16 protein-coding genes and 1 pseudogene are annotated in these 19,080 nt (G+C 70.5%); 7 read left to right on the forward strand and 10 right to left on the reverse strand.

All coding sequences use genetic code 11. The features are described from left to right. Positions 1-660: 660 nt before the first annotated feature. The 4 genes from ACWC5C_RS00060 to ACWC5C_RS00075 form a co-directional block, all read right to left on the reverse strand. Positions 661-1,521, reverse strand: a complete 861-nt coding sequence (locus ACWC5C_RS00060; protein ID WP_450872209.1) for a class II fructose-bisphosphate aldolase — start codon at positions 1,519-1,521, stop codon at positions 661-663. Beyond that, positions 1,521-2,954 carry a four-carbon acid sugar kinase family protein gene (locus ACWC5C_RS00065; protein ID WP_450872210.1) on the reverse strand — a complete coding sequence of 478 codons (1,434 nt, stop codon included), beginning with the start codon at positions 2,952-2,954 and terminating at the stop codon, positions 1,521-1,523. The genes ACWC5C_RS00060 and ACWC5C_RS00065 overlap by 1 nt, the downstream gene beginning before the upstream one ends. A gap of 124 nt (positions 2,955-3,078) precedes the next feature. After that, positions 3,079-3,780 carry a FadR/GntR family transcriptional regulator gene (locus ACWC5C_RS00070; protein ID WP_450872211.1) on the reverse strand — a complete coding sequence of 234 codons (702 nt, stop codon included), beginning with the start codon at positions 3,778-3,780 and terminating at the stop codon, positions 3,079-3,081. 207 nt (positions 3,781-3,987) lie between these two features. Next, complete coding sequence (locus ACWC5C_RS00075) at positions 3,988-4,767, reverse strand: intradiol ring-cleavage dioxygenase (protein WP_450872213.1); 780 nt, start codon at positions 4,765-4,767, stop codon at positions 3,988-3,990. 162 nt (positions 4,768-4,929) lie between these two features. Here ACWC5C_RS00075 and ACWC5C_RS00080 point away from each other — a divergent pair, with 162 nt between their 5' ends. The 7 genes and pseudogenes from ACWC5C_RS00080 to ACWC5C_RS00110 form a co-directional block, all read left to right on the forward strand. Continuing rightward, on the forward strand, positions 4,930-5,985 hold the full coding sequence (locus tag ACWC5C_RS00080) for a pectate lyase family protein (protein ID WP_450872215.1): 1,056 nt from the start codon (positions 4,930-4,932) through the stop codon (positions 5,983-5,985). Positions 5,986-6,051: 66 nt separating this feature from the next. Next, positions 6,052-7,371, forward strand: coding sequence for a jacalin-like lectin (locus tag ACWC5C_RS00085; RefSeq protein WP_450873200.1), 1,320 nt, complete (start codon positions 6,052-6,054; stop codon positions 7,369-7,371). 18 nt (positions 7,372-7,389) lie between these two features. Next, positions 7,390-8,178, forward strand: a complete 789-nt coding sequence (locus ACWC5C_RS00090) for an EI24 domain-containing protein (RefSeq protein ID WP_450872217.1) — start codon at positions 7,390-7,392, stop codon at positions 8,176-8,178. A 119-nt stretch (positions 8,179-8,297) separates the two neighbouring features. Continuing rightward, positions 8,298-9,071, forward strand: a complete 774-nt coding sequence (locus ACWC5C_RS00095; protein WP_450872218.1) for an ABC transporter ATP-binding protein — start codon at positions 8,298-8,300, stop codon at positions 9,069-9,071. 9 nt (positions 9,072-9,080) lie between these two features. Further along, on the forward strand, positions 9,081-9,842 hold the full coding sequence (locus ACWC5C_RS00100) for an ABC transporter permease (RefSeq protein ID WP_450872219.1): 762 nt from the start codon (positions 9,081-9,083) through the stop codon (positions 9,840-9,842). 15 nt (positions 9,843-9,857) lie between these two features. Beyond that, entirely contained in the window at positions 9,858-10,649 is a 792-nt protein-coding gene (locus tag ACWC5C_RS00105) for a MerR family transcriptional regulator (RefSeq protein ID WP_450872221.1), read from the forward strand. 33 nt (positions 10,650-10,682) lie between these two features. Beyond that, positions 10,683-10,967, forward strand: a pseudogene (locus ACWC5C_RS00110) (NUDIX hydrolase); the annotation flags it as partial. Positions 10,968-11,043: 76 nt separating this feature from the next. On the opposite strand, the gene ACWC5C_RS00115 reads toward ACWC5C_RS00110, so the two are convergent. From ACWC5C_RS00115 to chvE, 6 genes are all read right to left on the reverse strand, one after another. Next, a complete protein-coding gene (locus ACWC5C_RS00115) occupies positions 11,044-12,477 on the reverse strand; it encodes an FG-GAP-like repeat-containing protein (protein ID WP_450872223.1) in 1,434 nt (477 codons plus the stop codon). Between the two features lie 118 nt (positions 12,478-12,595). Next, positions 12,596-13,846, reverse strand: coding sequence for a pyroglutamyl peptidase (locus ACWC5C_RS00120; protein ID WP_450872224.1), 1,251 nt, complete (start codon positions 13,844-13,846; stop codon positions 12,596-12,598). Positions 13,847-13,929: 83 nt separating this feature from the next. Beyond that, entirely contained in the window at positions 13,930-15,114 is a 1,185-nt protein-coding gene (locus tag ACWC5C_RS00125; protein WP_450872226.1) for an aldose epimerase family protein, read from the reverse strand. A gap of 30 nt (positions 15,115-15,144) precedes the next feature. After that, on the reverse strand, positions 15,145-16,374 hold the full coding sequence (gene mmsB, locus ACWC5C_RS00130; protein WP_450872228.1) for a multiple monosaccharide ABC transporter permease: 1,230 nt from the start codon (positions 16,372-16,374) through the stop codon (positions 15,145-15,147). Continuing rightward, positions 16,371-17,933, reverse strand: a complete 1,563-nt coding sequence (gene mmsA, locus ACWC5C_RS00135) for a multiple monosaccharide ABC transporter ATP-binding protein (RefSeq protein ID WP_450872230.1) — start codon at positions 17,931-17,933, stop codon at positions 16,371-16,373. Before mmsA ends, mmsB begins: the two co-directional genes overlap by 4 nt. Before the next feature lie 14 nt (positions 17,934-17,947). Then, complete coding sequence (chvE, locus tag ACWC5C_RS00140; protein ID WP_450872232.1) at positions 17,948-19,057, reverse strand: multiple monosaccharide ABC transporter substrate-binding protein; 1,110 nt, start codon at positions 19,055-19,057, stop codon at positions 17,948-17,950. Positions 19,058-19,080 lie beyond the last annotated feature (23 nt).

Here is a 19,080-nt window from a genome sequence, read left to right on the forward strand (position 1 = left end):
CCGTTGCCGTCTGGCCCGGTCTTGGCGCCGCCTGCCGCTCGGCGCCACGGTCGGTGGCGTTTGGCGACGCCCGGACCGCGCAGGGCCTGCGGCCCGCGAGGTCCGGCCCAACGGGCCGTGTTTGGGCCCGCGCCCGGTACTGCTTGTCGCTCGGTGCCACCGGTCTGGTGGCGTCCCGCGTGGCAGGAGCCGCGTCGGGTCTGCGGTCAGTGGAGTCCGGGCCGACAGGTTCTGTCGGCCCGGCCCCCGCACCGCATGCCGCTCGGCGACACCAGCCAGGCGGCGCCCCGCGAGGCTGGGCCGCCCGGGACAACCGGCCCGGCTGGCCGAGGCATTGCCCGGTCCGCCGGGCCCGTTGCCTGGCCCTGCGCCGCCTGTCGGTCGGTGCCACGGCCGGTGGCGCCGGTCCTGTTGGGCCTGGTCCTGGCACCGCCTGCCTCGCCGAATGCCACCGGTCTGGTGGCGTTCCGCGAGGCCGGGGCCGCGCTGGGCCCGGGCCGACGAGCCCTGTTGGTCTGGCCCCGCCACCGACTGTCGGCCGTCGGACGGCGGGGTCCAGGGGCGGAGCCCTGCCACGCGGCGGAGCCGCATATCGATGCTGCGGGAAGGGGCGGGGTGGGGGATCAAGCGCACCCCGCCAGCCCGCAGCGGCCAACTGGGCTACGGCACCGGCTCGGCCGCCGACGCCAGGCGGTCGGCGATCCGGCGGGCCGTAGCGGCCACCGCGTCCCGGCCCGCTGACCACGTGGCGACGGCGTCCGCGCTGTCCGTGGCGTTCGGGAGGGTTGACGCGACGGCCGTCAGATAGGCCCGCCGCAGCTCCGCGTTGACGTTCACCTTGGCGACGCCGCGCCGCACCGCGCCCAGCAGTTCCGCCTCCGGGAGGCCGCTCGCGCCGTGCAGGACGAGGGGGACGGGGACGGCGGCGCGGATGCGTTCCAGCCGGGCCAGGTCCAGCCGTACCGGCTCCGCCGTGAAGCCGTGCACGTTGCCGACGGCGACGGCCAGGGCGTCGACCCCGGTCGCGGCCACGAACTCGGCCGCCTGGGCCGGGTCGGTCATCGAGCCGCCGGGCGCGGTCGCGTCCGTGGACACGTCCTCGTCACCGGCGAGCGCGCCGAGTTCGGCCTCGACCCAGACCCCGGCCGCGTGGGCGTGCTGCACGGCCCGCCGGGTCAGCGCGATGTTTTGCGCGAACGGCAGATGGGAGCCGTCGACCATCACCGACGTATAGCCCGCGTCCACGCACGCGGCGATCTCGGCCAGATCCCGGCTGTGGTCCAGGTGGACGCCGATGGGCGCGCTCGACCGCCGGGCCGCGTCCAGCGCGAGCCGCATCAGGGCCTCGCGCCCCGCGTGCTTGAAGGCGCTCGAACCGGCCTGGAGCAGCACGGGCGTGCCCGATGCCTCGGCCGCCGCGACGATGCCCTGCACCGTTTCGAGGTTGTACGCGACGAAGCCGGGTATCGCGCGGCCCTCGCGGGCGGCGGCGGTCAGCGCGTCGGTTCCGGTGAGCAGCATCATCGGCTCCGAGCGGTGAGCAGGTCGATGGCGTCCGCGAGGGCGTTGTCGTCCCCGACGTTCCCGGCGAACACGATGTACGGGATGCCGGTGCTCGGGCCGGACTCGGGTTCCCACAGCGAGACGATCCCGGGCAGCAGGGTGCCGCGCGCCCAGGCCCGGCGGATCTCCAGGCCCTCGGTGGCGATGTCGCTGGAGGTGATGCCGCCCTTGGCGATGACGTACGCGGGGCGCCGGGCCGCCGTGACGGCTCGTACGGTGGCGACGAGCGCGGCGGACACGCTGCGCGCGATGGCCAGGGAGTCGTCGGCGTCGGCGCCGGTGACCAGGGCGCGGCTGGTACGTACGACGACCTCGCTCTCGCCGAGCGCCCGCGCGCACGCCGCCGCCACGTCGGCGATGTGCGTGACCCGCCGCCCCTCGTCGAGCAGGGCGTGCACATCGAGTTCGAACTCGGCGATCCCGCCGCGCTCGCGCAGCCGGTCCAACTGCCGGGTGGTCTGGCCGACATGGGACCCGACGACGATGAGCCCATGGGTCGCCGCCCCGCCACCGGGGCGCCGCAGCTCGGCCGGGGTCAGCGGGGCACGCGCCGCCTGGCCCGCCCGGGCCCGTACGAACGAGGGGCCGCACCGGTAGAGCAGCCGCGCGCCCTCCGACTCCGCCGCCGCCCCCGCCAGGGCCAGGACGCGCAGGTCGTCGTCGCAGAGCGCGTCCGCCACCGCCATCCGGCCGTCGCGCAGCGAGGCCAGCAGCTGGGCGACATGGCCCGGGCCGCGCAGCCGCAGGTCCTCCACGGTGATCCGCAGGACGTCCCCGGCGGACACGCGCCCGCCGGTCTTCTCCTCGATCCACTCGGGCAGCCGGGAGTTGGCGTACCCGAACGTGGCGTCGCGCGCGAACTCGCTCCGGCCGACCGGAAGCATCCCGTCACCCGTCCGCATCCAGTGCACGGAGTCGGCGGTGAGCCGCCCCGCCTCGATGTACGCGGGGGCGAGCACGACGCCGTCGACGGGCGTCTCCTCGGCCAGGACGTCCGTCTCCAGCGGGAAGTGCCCGCGCAGCGTGGAGTCGCTGCGGCTGGCCAGGACGTACCCCACGCCCTCGGCCTCGGACGCCTCCGCCAGGGCCCGTACGACCTCGCGGTTACGGGCCGCGGCGGTGTCCGGGGCGAGGCTGCGGGTGTTGGTGAGGACGAAGAAGGCCGTGCTGTCCTGGCGCAGCGCCCACCGCAGGTCGTCGACGGTCCAGGCGGTCAGGACGGGCACTCCGGCGACGGTCTGGGTGCCGGTGGGGTCGTCGTCCAGGACGACCAGACGGCGCCCGTCGGCGACGGCGGCGGCCACTTCGGCGGGCTCGACCTCGCGGGGTGGCGGCAGCTCGTGCGCCTCGGGGAAGTGCGCGGTGTGGGTGCCGGTGTCGGTGTCGGGCATGTGCGGCTCTACTTTCCTGACGCGTTCGTGCTGTTTCCGGCTTTTCAGGCCTTTTCAGGCCTTTTCGGGCAGGCCGGGGCGCACCGCCGGGTGTGGCGGTGTTCGTAAGAGAGAGCTGGGAGGGCTAGCCGCGTGGCTCGATCACGTGGGTCCGCAGATCGTCCGCCGTCTGCGTCATGTGGTCGGCCATCGCGCGCCGGGCCTCCTCCCGGTCGCCGCCGCGCAGCGCCGCCAGGACGCTCTCGTGCTGGGCGATGGCGTTCGTACGGATCTGGGGTACGGCGGAGGTCTGCCTGCGGCCCTCGATCAGCAGTCGGCCGAACGGCTCGAAGAGGAGCGGGACGAAGGCGTTGCCGGAGGCGCGCATCACCACGTCGTGGAACGCCATGTCGGCGGTCACGAACTGCTCGGTGTCCCCGGCGTCGGCCGCCGCCCGCATGTCATCGAGCAGCTCGGCGAGTTCCGTCAGATCGTCGTCGGTACGCCGGGCCGCGGCCAGTTGCGCGGCGCCGACCTCGATCATCTGCCGGGCCTCGATCAGCTTCTCGGAGATCGCCCCGCCCGCCCGGGGCCCGGTGGCGGCCGCGCGGATCATCGGTTCCAGCGCGGTCCACTGGTCGGGGTTGTTGACGTACGTACCGCGTCCCCGGTGGATGCGGACGACGTTCTGCGAGCGCAGGACCTTGATCGCTTCGCGCAGCGTGAGCCTGCTGGCGGCGTGCTGCTCGGCCAGTACGCCCTCCGGGGGGAGGGCCGTGCCGGGCGGATAGTGGCCGTCGATGATCGCGGTCAGCAGTCGCTCGGCGATGTCGTCGGACAGCGGCATTGCTGTCGACCTCCTTGCCAGAACCAGACATCAGACATCTGATGTCCAGGAGAACCTAGGTAAGGTTTCGGCCACCGTCAAGACCCCTTGGGCACCTCCTGGCGAAAAGGCGGGCCCCGCCCGGGGAAGCCGGACGGGGCCTGGAGTGGGGTACTGAGCGGTAGGGGGACGGGACGCGGCGGCGTCAGCGGTGGTTCGGTGGCGCGGTCAGGCCTCCGAGTCGATGCCCAGGGTGAGGGTGCCGCGATATCCGGCCGACGGGGTGCTGCCCAGCGCCGTCACGGCCATCAGCCCGGCGGCGGTGCCGCCGTTGCCGTAGATGCCGTCGGAGGACAGCGGGGTGCGGGGGACGGTGTTGGTCGAGTACGGGGCGAGCTTGGCGACCGCCTGGGTGATCGTCTCGCTGAAGAAGAGCTGACCGGTGTGGATCTCGTTGCCGCCGGTGAACGAGCCGTCGGCGGTGAGCGTGACGCCCGTGTGCACCTTGATGTGGATGTGGATGCAGCGGCCCCGGTACCAGCCGGGGTAGATGCCCTTGATCTTGGCCACGCCATCGGTGCCGGTGAGCACACCGCCGCGCAGGAACTTCCCGTTGTCCGGCTCGTCGTGGCCGTTGTTGCCGACGAAGCCGGAGTACTCGCCGAGCGCGTCGCAGTACCAGATCTCCACGAGCGCCTTGTTGAGCGGTGCGCAGGTGTCCTTGTCGACGACGGGCAGGACCAGCTCCAGGGGTACGCCCTGCTTGTCCTCGCTGACGTCGGCCCGGACGAGGGCGTGGTCGAGGTAGTACGGGCCCTCGGTCAGCTGCTTGGTGAGCGTGCAGACCGCGTTCGCGGCCGGGGCCATGTCGGTGACGCCGGTGGCGGATGCCTCCGGGCGCGTGGCGGCGGCACCGGCACCGATTCCGATGGCCGCGGCGGCAGCGCTTCCGGCGATGAGTACTCTGCGGCGCCCGAGAGGGGCGGGGGAGGTATCTGTCATGAGCATGGAAGGTACGGATGGTTTCTATGGGACGCCTGTCAGTTCGGCAAAGTCGTCGCGCGTCAACTCTTCTTATCGCCAACTCCCTTATGAGTCAGTGGTGTTGACTCCTCGACAAGCGCTTACTAGCGTGCTTGGGCGGGGGTCCCCCGACCGAGAGGGCTCTTCATGAACTCCGCAGGTGACCACTTCACGACGGACGCCACCACCACCGCCACCGGCCACAGCAGGCGCAGGCTGACGGCCATCGCCGCGGGCGTGGCCGCAACCCTCGCGCTCGGGGGACTGTCCGCCGTCTCGGCGCAGGACGCGGACGCCGCCACGGCCGCCACGCCCTCCGCGCGCGCAGCCGCCGCCGAGACCACCCCCATCGGCTTCGGCGCGGCCACCACCGGCGGTGGCAACGCCACCGCCACCACCGTCACCACCCTGGCCGCCTTCAAGGCCGCCGTCGCCGGGGACGGCGCCAAGGTGGTCAAGGTGTCCGGTCTGCTCTCCCTCACCGGCCAGGTGGACATCGGCTCCAACACCACTGTGCTGGGCGTCGGTTCGGGCTCCGGATTCACCGGCGGGGGCCTGCGGCTGAAGGAGGCGACGAACGTCATCATCCGCAACCTCGCCATCAGCAAGCCGAGGAAGCCGTCCGACGGGGTGACGGTCCAGGAGTCCACCAGGGTGTGGATCGACCACAACACGTTCTCGGCCGACCGGGACCACGACAAGGACTATTACGACGGCCTGCTGGACATCAACCACGGCTCCGACGACATCACCGTGTCCTGGAACAAGTTCGCCGACCACTTCAAGGGCAGCCTGGTCGGGCACAGCGACAACAACGCCGCCGAGGACACCGGACACCTCAAGGTGACGTACCACCACAACTGGTTCAGCAACGTCTACTCCCGCATCCCCAGCCTCCGCTTCGGCACCGGCCACTTCTACGACAACTACGTCCAGGGCGCGGACACCGCCGCGCACTCCCGCATGGGCGCGCAGATGCTGGTGGAGAACAACGTGTTCCGCGACACCAAGATCGCCGTGACCACCAGCCGCAGCAGCGACGTGGACGGCTACGCGGTGCTGCGCGGAAACGACCTGGGCGGCGCGGCCACCGAGATCTCCCGGACCGGCACCTTCACCAAGCCGCCGTACGCGTACACGGCGGAGCCCGCGTCGTCGGTGGTCGCCTCGGTGACCGCGCAGGCGGGCACCGGCAAGCTCTGACGTTCGTCACTCCTTGATTCGTCACTCCCCGAGAGGACCCCCTTCGTGAGATTCATCGGACGCCGCATGGCCATCGCGGCCGCGGCGGCCCTTGCCACCACCGCAGGCCTGCTCACCGCCACCCCCGCCACGGCGGACACCAAGGCCGCGCCCGCCACCTCCGGCTCGTTCAACGTCCTCACCTACAACGTGGCCGGACTCCCCGAGGGGCTGTCCTCCGGCCACCCCGAGAAGAACACCCCGCTGATCTCGCCGCGCCTCGGCGCGTACGACATCGTCAACGTCCAGGAGGACTTCAACTACCACGCCGCGCTCTACGCCGGTGACGACCACCCGTACCGCACCCCCACCAGCGGTGGCGCGGCCTTCGGCGACGGCCTCAACACCCTCTCCGACCTGCCGTACGACGACTTCGAGCGGGTCAAGTGGACCAAGTGCAACGGCACCGACTGCCTCACCCCCAAGGGCTTCACGCTCGCCCGGGTGCGGCTCGCCGAAGGCGCGTACGTGGACCTCTACAACGTGCACACCAACGCGGGCACGACCGACGCCGACCTCGCCGCCCGCCGCGCCAACATCACCCAGCTCTCCGACTTCATCGCCGCCAACTCGGCCGGAAACGCGGTGCTCGTCATGGGCGACACCAACACCCGCTACACCCGCGCCGCCGACAACATCCGCGACCTCGCCACCCGCAACGGCCTCACCGACGCCTGGGTGAACCTCGTCCGTGGCGGCTCGGCCCCGCCCGCCGGGTCCGACGCGCTCGTGTGCGACCCGGACAACGTCACCAACACCTGCGAGGTCGTCGACAAGGTCCTCTACCGCTCCGGCCCCCTCCTCTCCCTCACCGCCAACCGCTACAACAACGAGGACACGTCCTTCCTCGACGCCGAGGGCAAGCCACTCTCCGACCACTACCCGCACACCGTGGACTTCTCCTGGAAGGCGGCCGACGCGCTCCGCGCCGGGGACCAGTTCGGCGGACCGCACGGCACCGCCTTCAACGACGCCGACGACCTGCCCGCCACCCCCGCGCCCCGCACCCTCACCCTGCGCGGCGGCTCCCGCCTCGACGGCGTGTCCCTGACCCTCGGCGGCGGCACCACCCTCACCCACGGCGGCAGCGGCGGCACCCCGGCCACCCTCACCCTCGGCCCCGCCGAACACCTCACCTCCGTCACCCTCACCCGTGGCAAGAAGGACAACCGCACCCGCCTCTTCTCGGCGGCCTTCACCACCGACACGGGCCGCACCGTGAAGGCCGGAACACCCACCTCCGACACCGCCACCTACACCGCCCCCACCGGTTGGCAGATCGTCGGCTTCACCGGCCGCGCCGGTGACGAGATCGACAAGCTGGGCGTCATCTACGCGCCGAGGTAGCCAAGTAGGCTTCCGCCCATGCGTGATCTTGGAGTGGGCATCGGCTATCTGGTGAAGGGCCAACGCTGGGTGGCCCAGCACGGGCGGTGGTGGGGGATCGGGATGATCCCGGCCCTCATCACCCTCGTCGGCTACGCGGCGGCGCTCGTCGTGCTCTTCTTCTGGACCGACGACGTCATCTCCTGGGCCACCCCCTTCGCCGACGACTGGGCCTCCCCGTGGCTCGCCGCCTTCCGCGGTGCCCTCTCCCTCCTCTTCGCCGCCGCGTGCCTCTTCCTCGCGGTGATCACGTTCACCGCGGTCACGCTCCTGGTCGGCCAGCCCTTCTACGAATCCCTCTCCGAGGAGGTCGACCGCTCCGAGGGCGGCGCCGTCCCCGAATCCGGCCTGTCCACCTGGCAGGAGGTGTGGATCGGCATCCGCGAGGCCATCGTCCTGCTCATCCGCGTCACCCTGTGGAGCGTGCTCTTCTTCGCCCTCGGCTTCATCCCGGTCGTCGGCCAGACCGTGATCCCGGCCCTCGCCCTCTGCGTGACCGGTTTCTTCCTCGCCGAGGAACTGACCTCGGTCGCCCTCCTGCGCCGCGGCGTCCTCCTGGGGGAACGCCGCCGTCTGCTCCGCGGCCGCCGCCTCCTCACCGTGGGCTTCGGCCTCCCCCTGGCCCTGCTCTTCCTGCTCCCCCTGGTAGCGGTCTTCCTGATGCCGGGCGCGGTAGCGGGCGCGACCCTCCTCGTCCGAGACCTGACAGGCGAAGCCAACACCCCCACCCAGGGCGACACCGCGGCAAACACCCACGGCACCGCGTAACGAACCACCGGGCCGTCGTCGGAGCGGGCTTGACCTTGACGCTGGGTCAACCCTCCATCCTTCCGACAGGAGCTTCCTCGCAGTCGCCTGGAACAGCTCCGCGAAGGAGGCAGCTGACCATGACGGCCCAATCGATCGCCGGTCCGGCGATCCGCGTGCGGGGTCTTGAGAAGTCGTACGGGAAGCTCGACGTGCTGCGCGGCGTGGACTTCGACGTGGCGCGGGGCGACATCTTCGCCCTGCTCGGCTCCAACGGGTCGGGCAAGACCACGACCGTGCGGGTCCTCGCCACGCTCCTCAAGGCCGATGCGGGGACGGCGAGCGTCCATGGCTTCGACGTCGCCACGCGAGGGGCGAACGTGCGGGAGTCCATCAGCCTCACGGGGCAGTTCGCGGCCGTCGACGAGATCCTGAGCGGGCGGGAGAACCTCGTCCTCGTCGCCAAGCTGCGCCACCTGGAGGACCCGGGCGCGATCGCGGATGACCTGCTGAGGCGTTTCTCGCTGACCGAGGCGGGCGCGCGCCGAGCGTCGACGTATTCGGGCGGGATGCGCCGTCGGCTGGATATCGCGATGAGCCTCATCGGGAGTTCGCCGGTGATCTTCCTGGACGAGCCGACGGCCGGGCTCGACCCCGAGGCGCGTATCGAGGTGTGGGATGCGGTCAAGGAGCTCGCCCGCCACGGCACGACAGTGCTGCTCACCACGCAGTATCTGGACGAGGCCGAGCAGCTGGCCGACCGGATCGCGATCCTCCACCAGGGGCGGATCATCGTGAACGGCACCCTCGCCGAGCTCAAGCAGCTCTTCCCGCCCGCCACGGTCGAGTACGTCGAGAAGCAGCCGAGCCTGGAGGAGATCTTCCTCGCGGTCGTCGGTGGCACCAACAACTAGGGGGCAGGGATGACCGCGTACTTCTTCGGCGACACCGCTGTTCTTGCGGCGCGGACCCTGCGCCATGTCACCCGCAGCTGGGACACCATCATCACGACCGTCATCACGCCGGTCGCCATGATGCTGATGTTCGTCTACGTGTTCGGCGGCGCGATCGACACAGGGTCGGCTTCGTACGTGAACTACATGCTGCCCGGCATCCTGCTCATCACCATCGCGTCGGGCATCTCCTATACCGCCTACCGGCTGTTCACCGACATGAAGAGTGGGATCTTCGAGCGATTCCAGTCCATGCCGATCGCACGGTCGGGTGTGCTGTGGGCACACGTCTTCACCTCGCTGGTCGCCAACCTGATCTCGCTCGTGATCGTCGTGGGCGTCGCTCTGCTCATGGGCTTCCGCTCAGGGGCGGGAGTGCTGGCATGGCTCGCGGTCGTCGGCATCCTGCTCCTGTTCACCCTGGCGCTGACCTGGATCGCCGTGATCCCCGGGCTCTCCGCGGCGTCGGTCGAGGGCGCGGGCGCGTTCGCCTACCCGCTCATCTTCCTGCCGTTCGTCAGCTCGGCGTTCGTACCCACGGAGACCATGCCCGGCCCGGTGCGCTGGTTCGCCGAGCATCAGCCGGTGACGTCGATCGTCAACACGATCCGCGACCTGTTCGCCGAGCGGCCGGTCGGCGACGATATCTGGATCGCACTCGCGTGGTGCGTCGGCATCCTCGTCGTGGCGTACGGCTTCGCGATGGCCGCCTATCGACGGAAGATTTCCTGAGGCAGGCTGGGACTCATGCTCACCATCAGCCAGCTGGCGGCGTACGCCGGGGTGACGGTGCGGGCGGTACGCCACTACCACCAGATCGGGCTGCTGCCTGAGCCCGCGCGCGACCAGTCCGGCTACCGGGCCTACAACGCTGCCGCGGTCGCGCGACTGATCCAGATCCACACCCTGGCCGATGCCGGTGTGCCGCTGGCCAGGGTGCAGGAACTCCTCGACGCCGGCCCGGAGGAGTTCTCCGAGGGCGTCCAGGAGATCGACAAGGATCTGCGCGCCGAGATCAGGCGGCTGCAGGACACCCGCAGACGCCTTGCCCGGATCGCCGCCGGAGAACACCTGGCGCTCCCGCGGAGCGTCGTGGGCTACCTCGACCGGTTGCGCGGTCTCGGCGTCGAGGAGCGATACATCGAGCTGGAGCGGGACGCCTGGATCATGGTCGCCGCCCAGGTGCCGCATCTGATCGACGCCGTGATCGCCAAGAAGCACGAGCAGCTGGACGACCCCGACATGCTGAGGCTCTACAGCTTCCTCAAAGGGGCGCTCGACTGGTCGGCCGAGGACCCGCGGGTCATCGAACTCGCCGACATCCTGGAGCGCCTGAGGATTCGTGCCGTGAAGGCCGGCGAGGTGGGGCCCGACGGCTTCGACGACCAGTTCGTCCACCTGCTGGACTCAGCCATGGCCGAGTCCGCGCCGGGCGCCCAGCGGGTATTGGCGATCCTGGCGGAACGTGGCTGGAAGGGCTGGACCCGCCTTGAGCGAGTGCCCGCCGACAGACTCAACCCAGAGCTACCGCCCTCGTAAAGCCGCCCGTGTTGACCGCTACGCTCCCCAGCCATGGACGACGATGCCCGGGGCCATGGGCCGGTTCGGGACGCTTCTGTGGTGGTGGCTCGCGACGCCGACGGCCGGGTGGCCCTCCTGAGCGCCCACTTTCCCCGTCACGGTGGGGAGTACTTGTTCCTGCCGGGCGGGCGGCGGGAGGCGGGGGAGACGGCGGAGGAGTGTGCGCGGCGGGAGTTGCGGGAGGAGGCGGGGGTTGTCGCCGAGGTGTGGCGGGCGCTGGGGGCGTACGCCATCACGCTCGACTCGACCGCCCGCGTGCACCTCTACGAGGCGCGGCAGGCCGACAGGGCAGATCCCCACGGCGGTGGCCCGGCCCGGTTGGGCCCGGCCACCGCCTGAGGGCGACGTCGTGCTACTTCGTCGCGGGGTCGGACAGTTCCGTGCCGAAGGCGGCATCGGCCGCCGGGGCGCCGAGGTCGCCGGGGCCGATGAGGGCGGAGCCCTCGGCGGTGAGGCCGTCGGTACCCGCGTACAGGAGGGCCGTCGCGCCCGCGCCCTCGGTGCGGTTGGGGACGCCGATGGCCAGGTCGGGCTTGCCGTCACCGTTGTAGTCGGCCGGTGAGACGGCGTCGCCGAACTTGTCGTTGCCCGTCATCTCGCCGGGGACGCCCTCGGTGTCGAGGGAGAAGGTCTGCGCACCCGCGTCGGTCAGCCAGTCCTTGGTTCCCTTGAGGACGGTGATGGCGCCGGCGTCGTTGTAGCCGCCGGGGGCCTCGGCGGCGGTGTCGCCGACCACGAGGTCGTCGTGGCCGTCGCCGTTGATGTCGGCGAGCCGGGAGGCGGTGCCGTTCTGCGGCTTGCCCTTCCAGATCACCGGGTTGGCGGTGTCGAGCCCCGCTGCGGTGCCCGGGAACGTGCGCAGGCGCGCGTCGTCCGGACCGTCCTCGAAGCCGGTGTCCGTGACGACGTCGTCCTTGCCGTCGCCGTTGATGTCACCCACCACGGCCTGGTACGAGGCGAACGGCAGCGCCACGTCCTCGCCCAGCGGGGTGCTCTTCAGACCGCCGGACGAGCCGGGCAGCACGCCGAGCGTGCCCTCGTCGGCGGGGTCGTCCTGGTAGGCGACGGTCACCAGGTCGGCGAAGCCGTCCCCGTTGATGTCGCCGGAGGACAGGTGCTCGATGCCCGCTCCGCCGCCGGGCGGGGTGACGGCGGTCATCTTCGGGGTCGCCGTCTCGCGCAGGTTCGCCGCGCCGCCCACGAGCTGGACCTTGGTGCCGTCGGTGATGGCGATGTCGTCGCGGCCGTCGTGGTTGTAGTCGCCCACGGCCATCGTGTCGCCGAACAGCGCGTAGGCGGTGGCCTTCGGCGCGTGGAAGGCGATGGCGTCGCCGGAGAGGCCGCCCTTGGCGCCGAAGACGACCGTGACGGAACCGGCCCGCTTGGCGGTGCCGATGGCCTCGCTGTTCGCGGCGACGATCAGGTCGGTGTAGCCGTCCCCGTCCACATCGCCGCGCACGACGGCCGAGCCGAAGTGGTCCCCGGCCTCGGGGGTGCCGGGAACGCCCGGGCTCGCCTGCGACAGCGTGCTGTGCCGTCCGGCGTCGACGCCGGACTGGGCGCCGTAGGTCACGCCCACGTAGCCCGCCTTGGACTTCCCGGAGACGGTGCCGTCGGGCGCGCCCACCCCGAGGTCGGCGTAGCCGTCGTGGTCGATGTCGCCCGGTGTGGTCTTGCCCGCCGCGGCGGGCTGGTTCCGGTCGGGCCCGTCGTCGTCCGATACGACGGCATGGGCCCCGGCGGCCACGGCGGCGGTCATGGCGGCGCCGACTGCTACGCCCACCACACCTCTGGTCCTATTGCGCATAAAACCTCCATTGGGTACGCGTCGTTCACCCTGCGGGGAGGTAGAGGGGTCGGAAAGCGGAACGGTTGCAGAACCCACGGAAAACCTGGGGGGTTCATCAGTCATTGGCGCCTCCCGTCGTGGCCGCCACCGTGAGCACCGTGCGCACCTGGGCGGTGATGGCCTCGCGGTCGCGGACGAAGTCGGGGTCGGTGATCCGGCCCGTCGCCGGGTCGGTGTTTCCGGGGCCGAACTGGAGGACCGGGGTGTGGAGATGGCCGCCCGGGGCCTTCAACCCGACCGTGTCGCGCAGCAGGGTGGCGCGGTAGGCGATCTCGTTGGAGAGATAGTCGCCGCCACCGCCCGCGCGGGCCGTCGAGCCGGGCGTCGGACCGCCCGGGCGGACCACCGGGGCCGTGGCGCCCGCCGGGATCTCGGTGACGGTGGTGTTGTCGTACACGGGGACGGGCCCGGTGTCCGCCGCGACGATCGCGGCGTACGGGAGGGTGGTCGTCGTCCACTGCGGCTGCGGGGCGCCGGGCGGGAGGGGGATGGTCTCGGTGCGGGAGACATTGGCGTTGTCGGGGTAGCCCCCGCGCCACGCGCCATTGGTGCGCTCGACGTCGAAGCGGCCCACCCGGCCCTGGCTCACGGTCATGAAGGCGTCGACTTGGCGCGGGCCGGGGCGGAACACCGGCAGCAGGGTCCGTTCGACCGTGCCGTCCGCGAAGTCCGCCCAGCGGACGGGGAAGACGGCGGTCTCGACGCGCGCCGGGCCCTCGGGCGTACGCAGCGTCACCCCGTCCAGCGCGAGCGCCGCCGCGCCGGACGGATTGGAGCGTCGTACGTCGGCGTCCAGCTGGAACGGGTCGAAGCCGGTGACCACGATGCGCTTGATGTGCCTGCCGGGCGGGAGGTCGAGGGCGTCCTGGCCACGCGAGCCGCGTTCCAAAGCGTTCAGCAGCTTGGCGCGGTGGGCTTCGCTCAGGGGGAAACGCGGCTGCCACTCGCCGAGCGCGCGCGTCATCCCCAGCCGCGCCCAGTACAGCGGCCGGTCGTCGTCCCGGCTGAGGTCGCCGCCCGCCGGGCCACGGCCCTGCGCACGGGCCACCGCGCGGTCCCACAGCCGCCCGCCGTCCCGCCGTACGACACGCTCGGCCTCGGCCACGGACCGTACGCGCGCCAGATCCCGCGCGAAGCCCGGCGCCACGTCGTCGAAGCCGCTGCGGCGCAGGATCTCCTGGGGAGCGGCCTTGCCGAGCCGCTGCTCCTCCACGGTCACCGTGCGTTCCTGGGCGGCCGCCGCCGGGGTGGTGAGGGTGGCCAAGGGGAGGGCGGCGAGGGCGAGGAGCGTGCGGAGCGGTCTCATACGGGGCCTCTCGGGAGGGGAGGGAAACGACGAACCTCCCGCCCGCGCGAACGCGGAGCGGGAGGGAGGCGGAGCGCCGGGGCTCAGCGGGTCGAGAAGGAGTGCACCGTCGTGGAGCGGTAGGTGGCGCCGGGGCGGAGCACCGTGGAGGGGAAGGCGGGCTGGTTCGGGGAGTCCGGGAAGTGCTGGGTCTCCAGGCAGAAGCCGTCGCCCTGGCGGTAGACCTGGCCGGACGTACCGGCGAAGGTGCCGGTCAGGAAGTTGCCGCTGTAGAGCTGGACACCCGGCTCGGTCGTGGCGATCTTCATCACCCGGCCCGACTCCGGCTCGGTGACCGTCACGATGTGCTCGGGGCGGCGGGTGAGGCCCTTGTCGAGCGCGAAGTTGTGGTCGAGGCCCTGGCCGTAGAGCACCTGCTGATGCGCGTCCCGGATGTCCCGGCCGATCTCCTTGGCGCGGCGGAAGTCGAACGGGGTCCCGGCGACCTTGGCCAGCTCGCCGGTCGGGATGAGGGTCTTGTCGACCGGGGTGTAGCGGGAGGCCGCGATCTGGAGGCGGTGGTCGTAGATGGACCCCGAGCCCTCCCCGGCCAGGTTGTAGTAGGTGTGGTTGGTGAGGTTGACGACGGTGGCCTTGTCGGTGGTGGCCTCGTAGTCGATACGGAAGTCGCCCGCCGGGGTCAGGGTGTAGTCGACCCGCACGGTGAGCTGGCCCGGGTAGCCCATCTCGCCGTCGGGGCTGACCCGGCGCAGGGTGAGGCCGACGTCGGCGCCCTTGCGGAACGGCTCGACGGACCAGACGCGCTTGTCGAAGCCCTTGTCACCGCCGTGGAGGCTGTTGGGGCCGTCGTTGACGGGCAGCTGGTACGCCTTCCCGTCGAGGGTGAACGCACCGCGCGCGATGCGGTTGCCGTAGCGGCCGATGAGGGCGCCGAAGTACGGGCTGCTGGCGACGTACGCGTCCAGGTCGGTGAAGCCGAGCGAGACGTTGGCCCGGCGGCCGTGCCGGTCGGGGATCTCCAGGGACTGGACGACACCGCCGTACGACAGCACGGAGAGCCGGGTGCGGCCGTTGTCGATGGTCCAGCGGTCGACCTTGGTGCCGTCGGCCAGCGTGCCGAAGTGTTCCTTCACCGCGTGTCCCTCGCCCTTCCGGCTGGCGCCACCCGTCGCGTACGCCGGGCCCGTGGCCGCCACTCCGGCGGCGGCCGCCGCGGCCGTGATCACCGTGCGTCTGCTCGTGCTGCTCTTGCTCGTTTGGTGCGTCATGTGCGGCTCCACAAAAGGTAGTTGGAAGGGCTACGAACCGACCCGGCGCTTGTTCCACACGTCGAAGCCGACCGCCGCCAGCAGCACCAGCCCCTTGATCACCTGCTGGTAGTCGGTGCCGATGCCCACCAGCGACATGCCGTTGTTGAGCACACCGAGCACCAGACCGCCGATGATCGCGCCCAGCACCGTGCCGACACCGCCACTGGCGGACGCGCCGCCGATGAACGCCGCGGCGATGGCCTCCAGTTCGAAGTTGAGGCCCGCACTGGGGGTGGCGGAGCCGAGCCGGGCCGCGAAGACCATTCCGGCGAGCGCGGACAGCAGCCCCATGTTGACGAAGACCAGGAAGGTGACGCGCTTGTCCCGGACACCCGAGAGCTTGGCCGCGGGCTGGTTGCCGCCGAGCGCGTACACATGGCGCCCGATGACGGTGTTGCGCATCACGAAGCTGAAGATCACGAAGAGCACGGCCAGGATCAGCAGCCCGTACGGCGCGCCGTGCCAGCTGGACAGCGTCATGGTGAACGCCATCACGGCGGCCACGATCGCCGCGCACTTGGTGAAGAACAGCCCGAGCGGGACCACCTCCAGCTCGTACGCCGCCCGCTGCTGCCGCCCGCGCCACTCCTGCCAGACGACGGCCGCGCACACGATGAGACCGAGCACCATCGTCGGGTTGTGGTACTGCGTGTACGGGCCCATCTCCGGTATGAAGCCGGTGCTCAGCTTCTCGAAGCCGTCCGGGAACGGCGACAGGGACTGCCCGTCGAGCAGGATCTGGGTGCCGCCACGGAAGGCCAGCATTCCGGCGAGGGTGACGATGAACGACGGAATCCCGATGTACGCGATCCAGAAGCCCTGCCACGCCCCGGCCAGCGCGCCGATCACCAGGCAGAGGACGGCCGCGTAGCCCCAGGGCATGTCGTGCTTGATCATCATCGCGCCGGCCGCCGCGCCGATGAAGGCGACGAGCGAGCCGACCGACAGATCGATATGCCCCGCGATGATCACCATCATCATGCCGATGGCGAGGATGAGGATGTAGCCGTTCTGCTGCACCAGGCTGGTGACGTTCCCCGGCCGCAGCAGGATGTTGTCCGACCAGATCTGGAAGATGACGATGATCAGGGCGAGCGCGACCAGCATCCCGTACTGCCGCATATTGGTCCGCATGCCCTGCAGCAGCAGCGTCCCAAGGCTCTTGGACCCCTCGGCCGGCGGTGGCGCCGGGCTCTCGGTCTTGGTGGCCGTGCTCATCCTTCGTCTCCTCTGTCCCTTGTCATATGGCGCATCAGAACTTCCTGGGTCGCCTCGGCCCGGGGAACCTCCCCGGTCAGCCGTCCGGCCGCCATCGTGTAGATCCGGTCGCACATCCCCAGCAGCTCGCCCAGCTCGGAGGAGATGAAGACGACGGCCTTGCCCTGCGCCGCCAGGTCGTTGATGACCGTGTAGATCTCGTACTTGGCCCCGACGTCGATCCCACGGGTGGGCTCGTCGAGGATGAGCACCTCGGGACCAGCGAAGATCCACTTGCTGAGGACGACCTTCTGCTGGTTGCCGCCGCTGAGCCGGCCGACCCGCTCGAAGACCGTCGGTGCCTTGATGTTCATCGTCTTGCGGAACCGCTCGGCGACCCGCGACTCCTCGTGCTCGTTGACCACGCCTCGGCGGGCCACCTTCGGGAGCGAGGAGAGCGAGACGTTGCGGCTGATGGTGTCCCCGAGGTTGAGCCCGTACGTCTTGCGGTCCTCGGTGACGTACGCGATGCCGTGGTCGATGGCCTCCGGCACGGTACGGGTACGGACCTCCTGGCCGTCGCGGAGGACCCGGCCGCCCGCGTAGCGCCCGTACGTGCGCCCGAAGACGCTCATCGCCAGCTCCGTGCGGCCCGCGCCCATCAGCCCGGCGATGCCCACGATCTCGCCGCGCCGGACGTTCAGCGACACCCCGTCCACGACCTTGCGCTGCTGGTCGATGGGGTGGTGCACCGTCCAGTCCTCGATGGCCATGGCCACCTCGGCGGCGTCCTCGCCCTCGTACGGGGTGCGGTCGGGGAACCGGCTGTCGAGGTCGCGGCCGACCATGCCGCGGATGATGCGGTCCTCGGAGACCTCCGGCTCGGACTCCGGGGTCTCCCGGACCGTCATGGTCTCGATGGACTGGCCGTCACGCAGGATGGTGACGGAGTCGGCCACCTTGCGGATCTCGTTCAGCTTGTGCGAGATGATGATCGAGGAGATGCCCTGCGCCTTGAACTCCAGCAGCAGATCGAGGAGTTTGCCGCTGTCCTCGTCGTTGAGCGCCGCCGTCGGCTCGTCCAGGATGAGCAGCTTCACCTCCTTGGCGAGCGCCTTGGCGATCTCCACGAGCTGCTGCTTGCCCACGCCGATGTCGGTGACCCGGGTCTGCGGCGAATCCGTCAGCCCGACCCGCTTGAGCAGCGCGTTGGCGTGCTTGAGGGTCTCGTTCCAGCTGATCAGGCCGCGGGTGGCGTGTTCATTGCCGAGGAAGATGTTCTCGGCGATGGACAGATACGGGATCAGCGCGAGTTCCTGGTGGATGATGACGATGCCGCGCTGCTCGCTCGCGCGGATGTCCTTGAAGGAGCAGGCCTCGCCGTCGAAGAGGATCTCGCCGTCGTAGGAACCGTGCGGATGGACTCCGCTGACCACCTTCATCAGGGTGGACTTGCCTGCGCCGTTCTCCCCGCACAGGGCGTGGATCTCGCCCTGGCGGACACGGAGGTTGACGTCGGAGAGCGCCTTCACACCGGGGAAGGTCTTGGTGATGGAGCGCAATTCGAGAATGGTGCTCATAGCTCGGATCCGCCCTACTTCAGCTGTGACGCGGTGTAGTAGCCCTCGTCCACCAGCACCTGGGTGTTGGACTTGTCGATGCTGACCGGCTTGAGCAGATACGTCGGCACGACCTTCTCGCCGTTGTCGTACGACTTCGTGTCGTTGATCGGAGCCTTGCCGCCGGTCAGCTCCGCCTTGGCGATCGCCACGGTGGCCTTCGCCAGCTTGCGCAGGTCCTTGTAGATGGTCTGCGTCTGCTGGCCCCGCGCGATGGACTTCACGGAGGCCAGCTCCGCGTCCTGCCCGGTCACCACCGGGAACGGCTTGGCCTTCGTCCCGTAGCTGGCGCTCTTGAGCGCCGAGAGGATGCCGATGGACATGCCGTCGTACGGCGAGAGCACGGCGTCGACATCGTTGCCGCTGTACGCCGCGTTGAGCAGGTCCTCCATGCGGTCCTGGGCGGCGCTTCCGCTCCACTTCTCGGTGTAGAGCTGGTTCAGCTTGGTCTGCTTGGAGCGGACGACCAGCTCGCCCTTGTCCATGTACGGCTTGAGCACGCTCATCGCGCCGTCGTAGAAGTACCGGGTGTTGTTGTCGTCCGACGACCCGGCGAACAGCTCGATGTTGAACGGGCCCTTGCGGCCCTTGGACAGCCCCAGCTTGTCGACGATGTACTGGCCCTGGAGCCTGCCGACCTTCTCGTTGTCGAAGGTCGCGTAGTAGTCGACGTCCTTCGTGCCCAGGAGCAGCCGGTCGTAGGAGATCACCGGGATGTTGGCCTGCTTGGCCTGCTTCAGGACGTCGTTCAGCGCCCCGCCGTTGATCGGCGCGATCACCAGCAGCCGGTGGCCCTTGGTGATCATGTTTTCGAGCTGGGCCACCTGGGTGCGGACGTCGTCCTCGCCGAACTGGAGGTCCGTCTTGTAGCCCGCCTCCTTGAACTGCTTGGCCACGTTGCGGCCGTCGGTGATCCACCGCTCGGAGGACTTGGTCGGCATCGCGATGCCGATCGTCCCTCCCTTTTCCTTGCTCTTGTACCGACTGCCACCGACCGCCTCCTGGCCACAGGCCGTGGCGGTCAGCGAGAGCGCGAGGAGACCGGCGCCTATCGCCGCGGCTCGTGCGCCTCTTACCGTACGCATGGTGATGGGGTCCTTCCCTGGGG

The organism is Streptomyces sp. NPDC001700 (genome assembly GCF_053596435.1).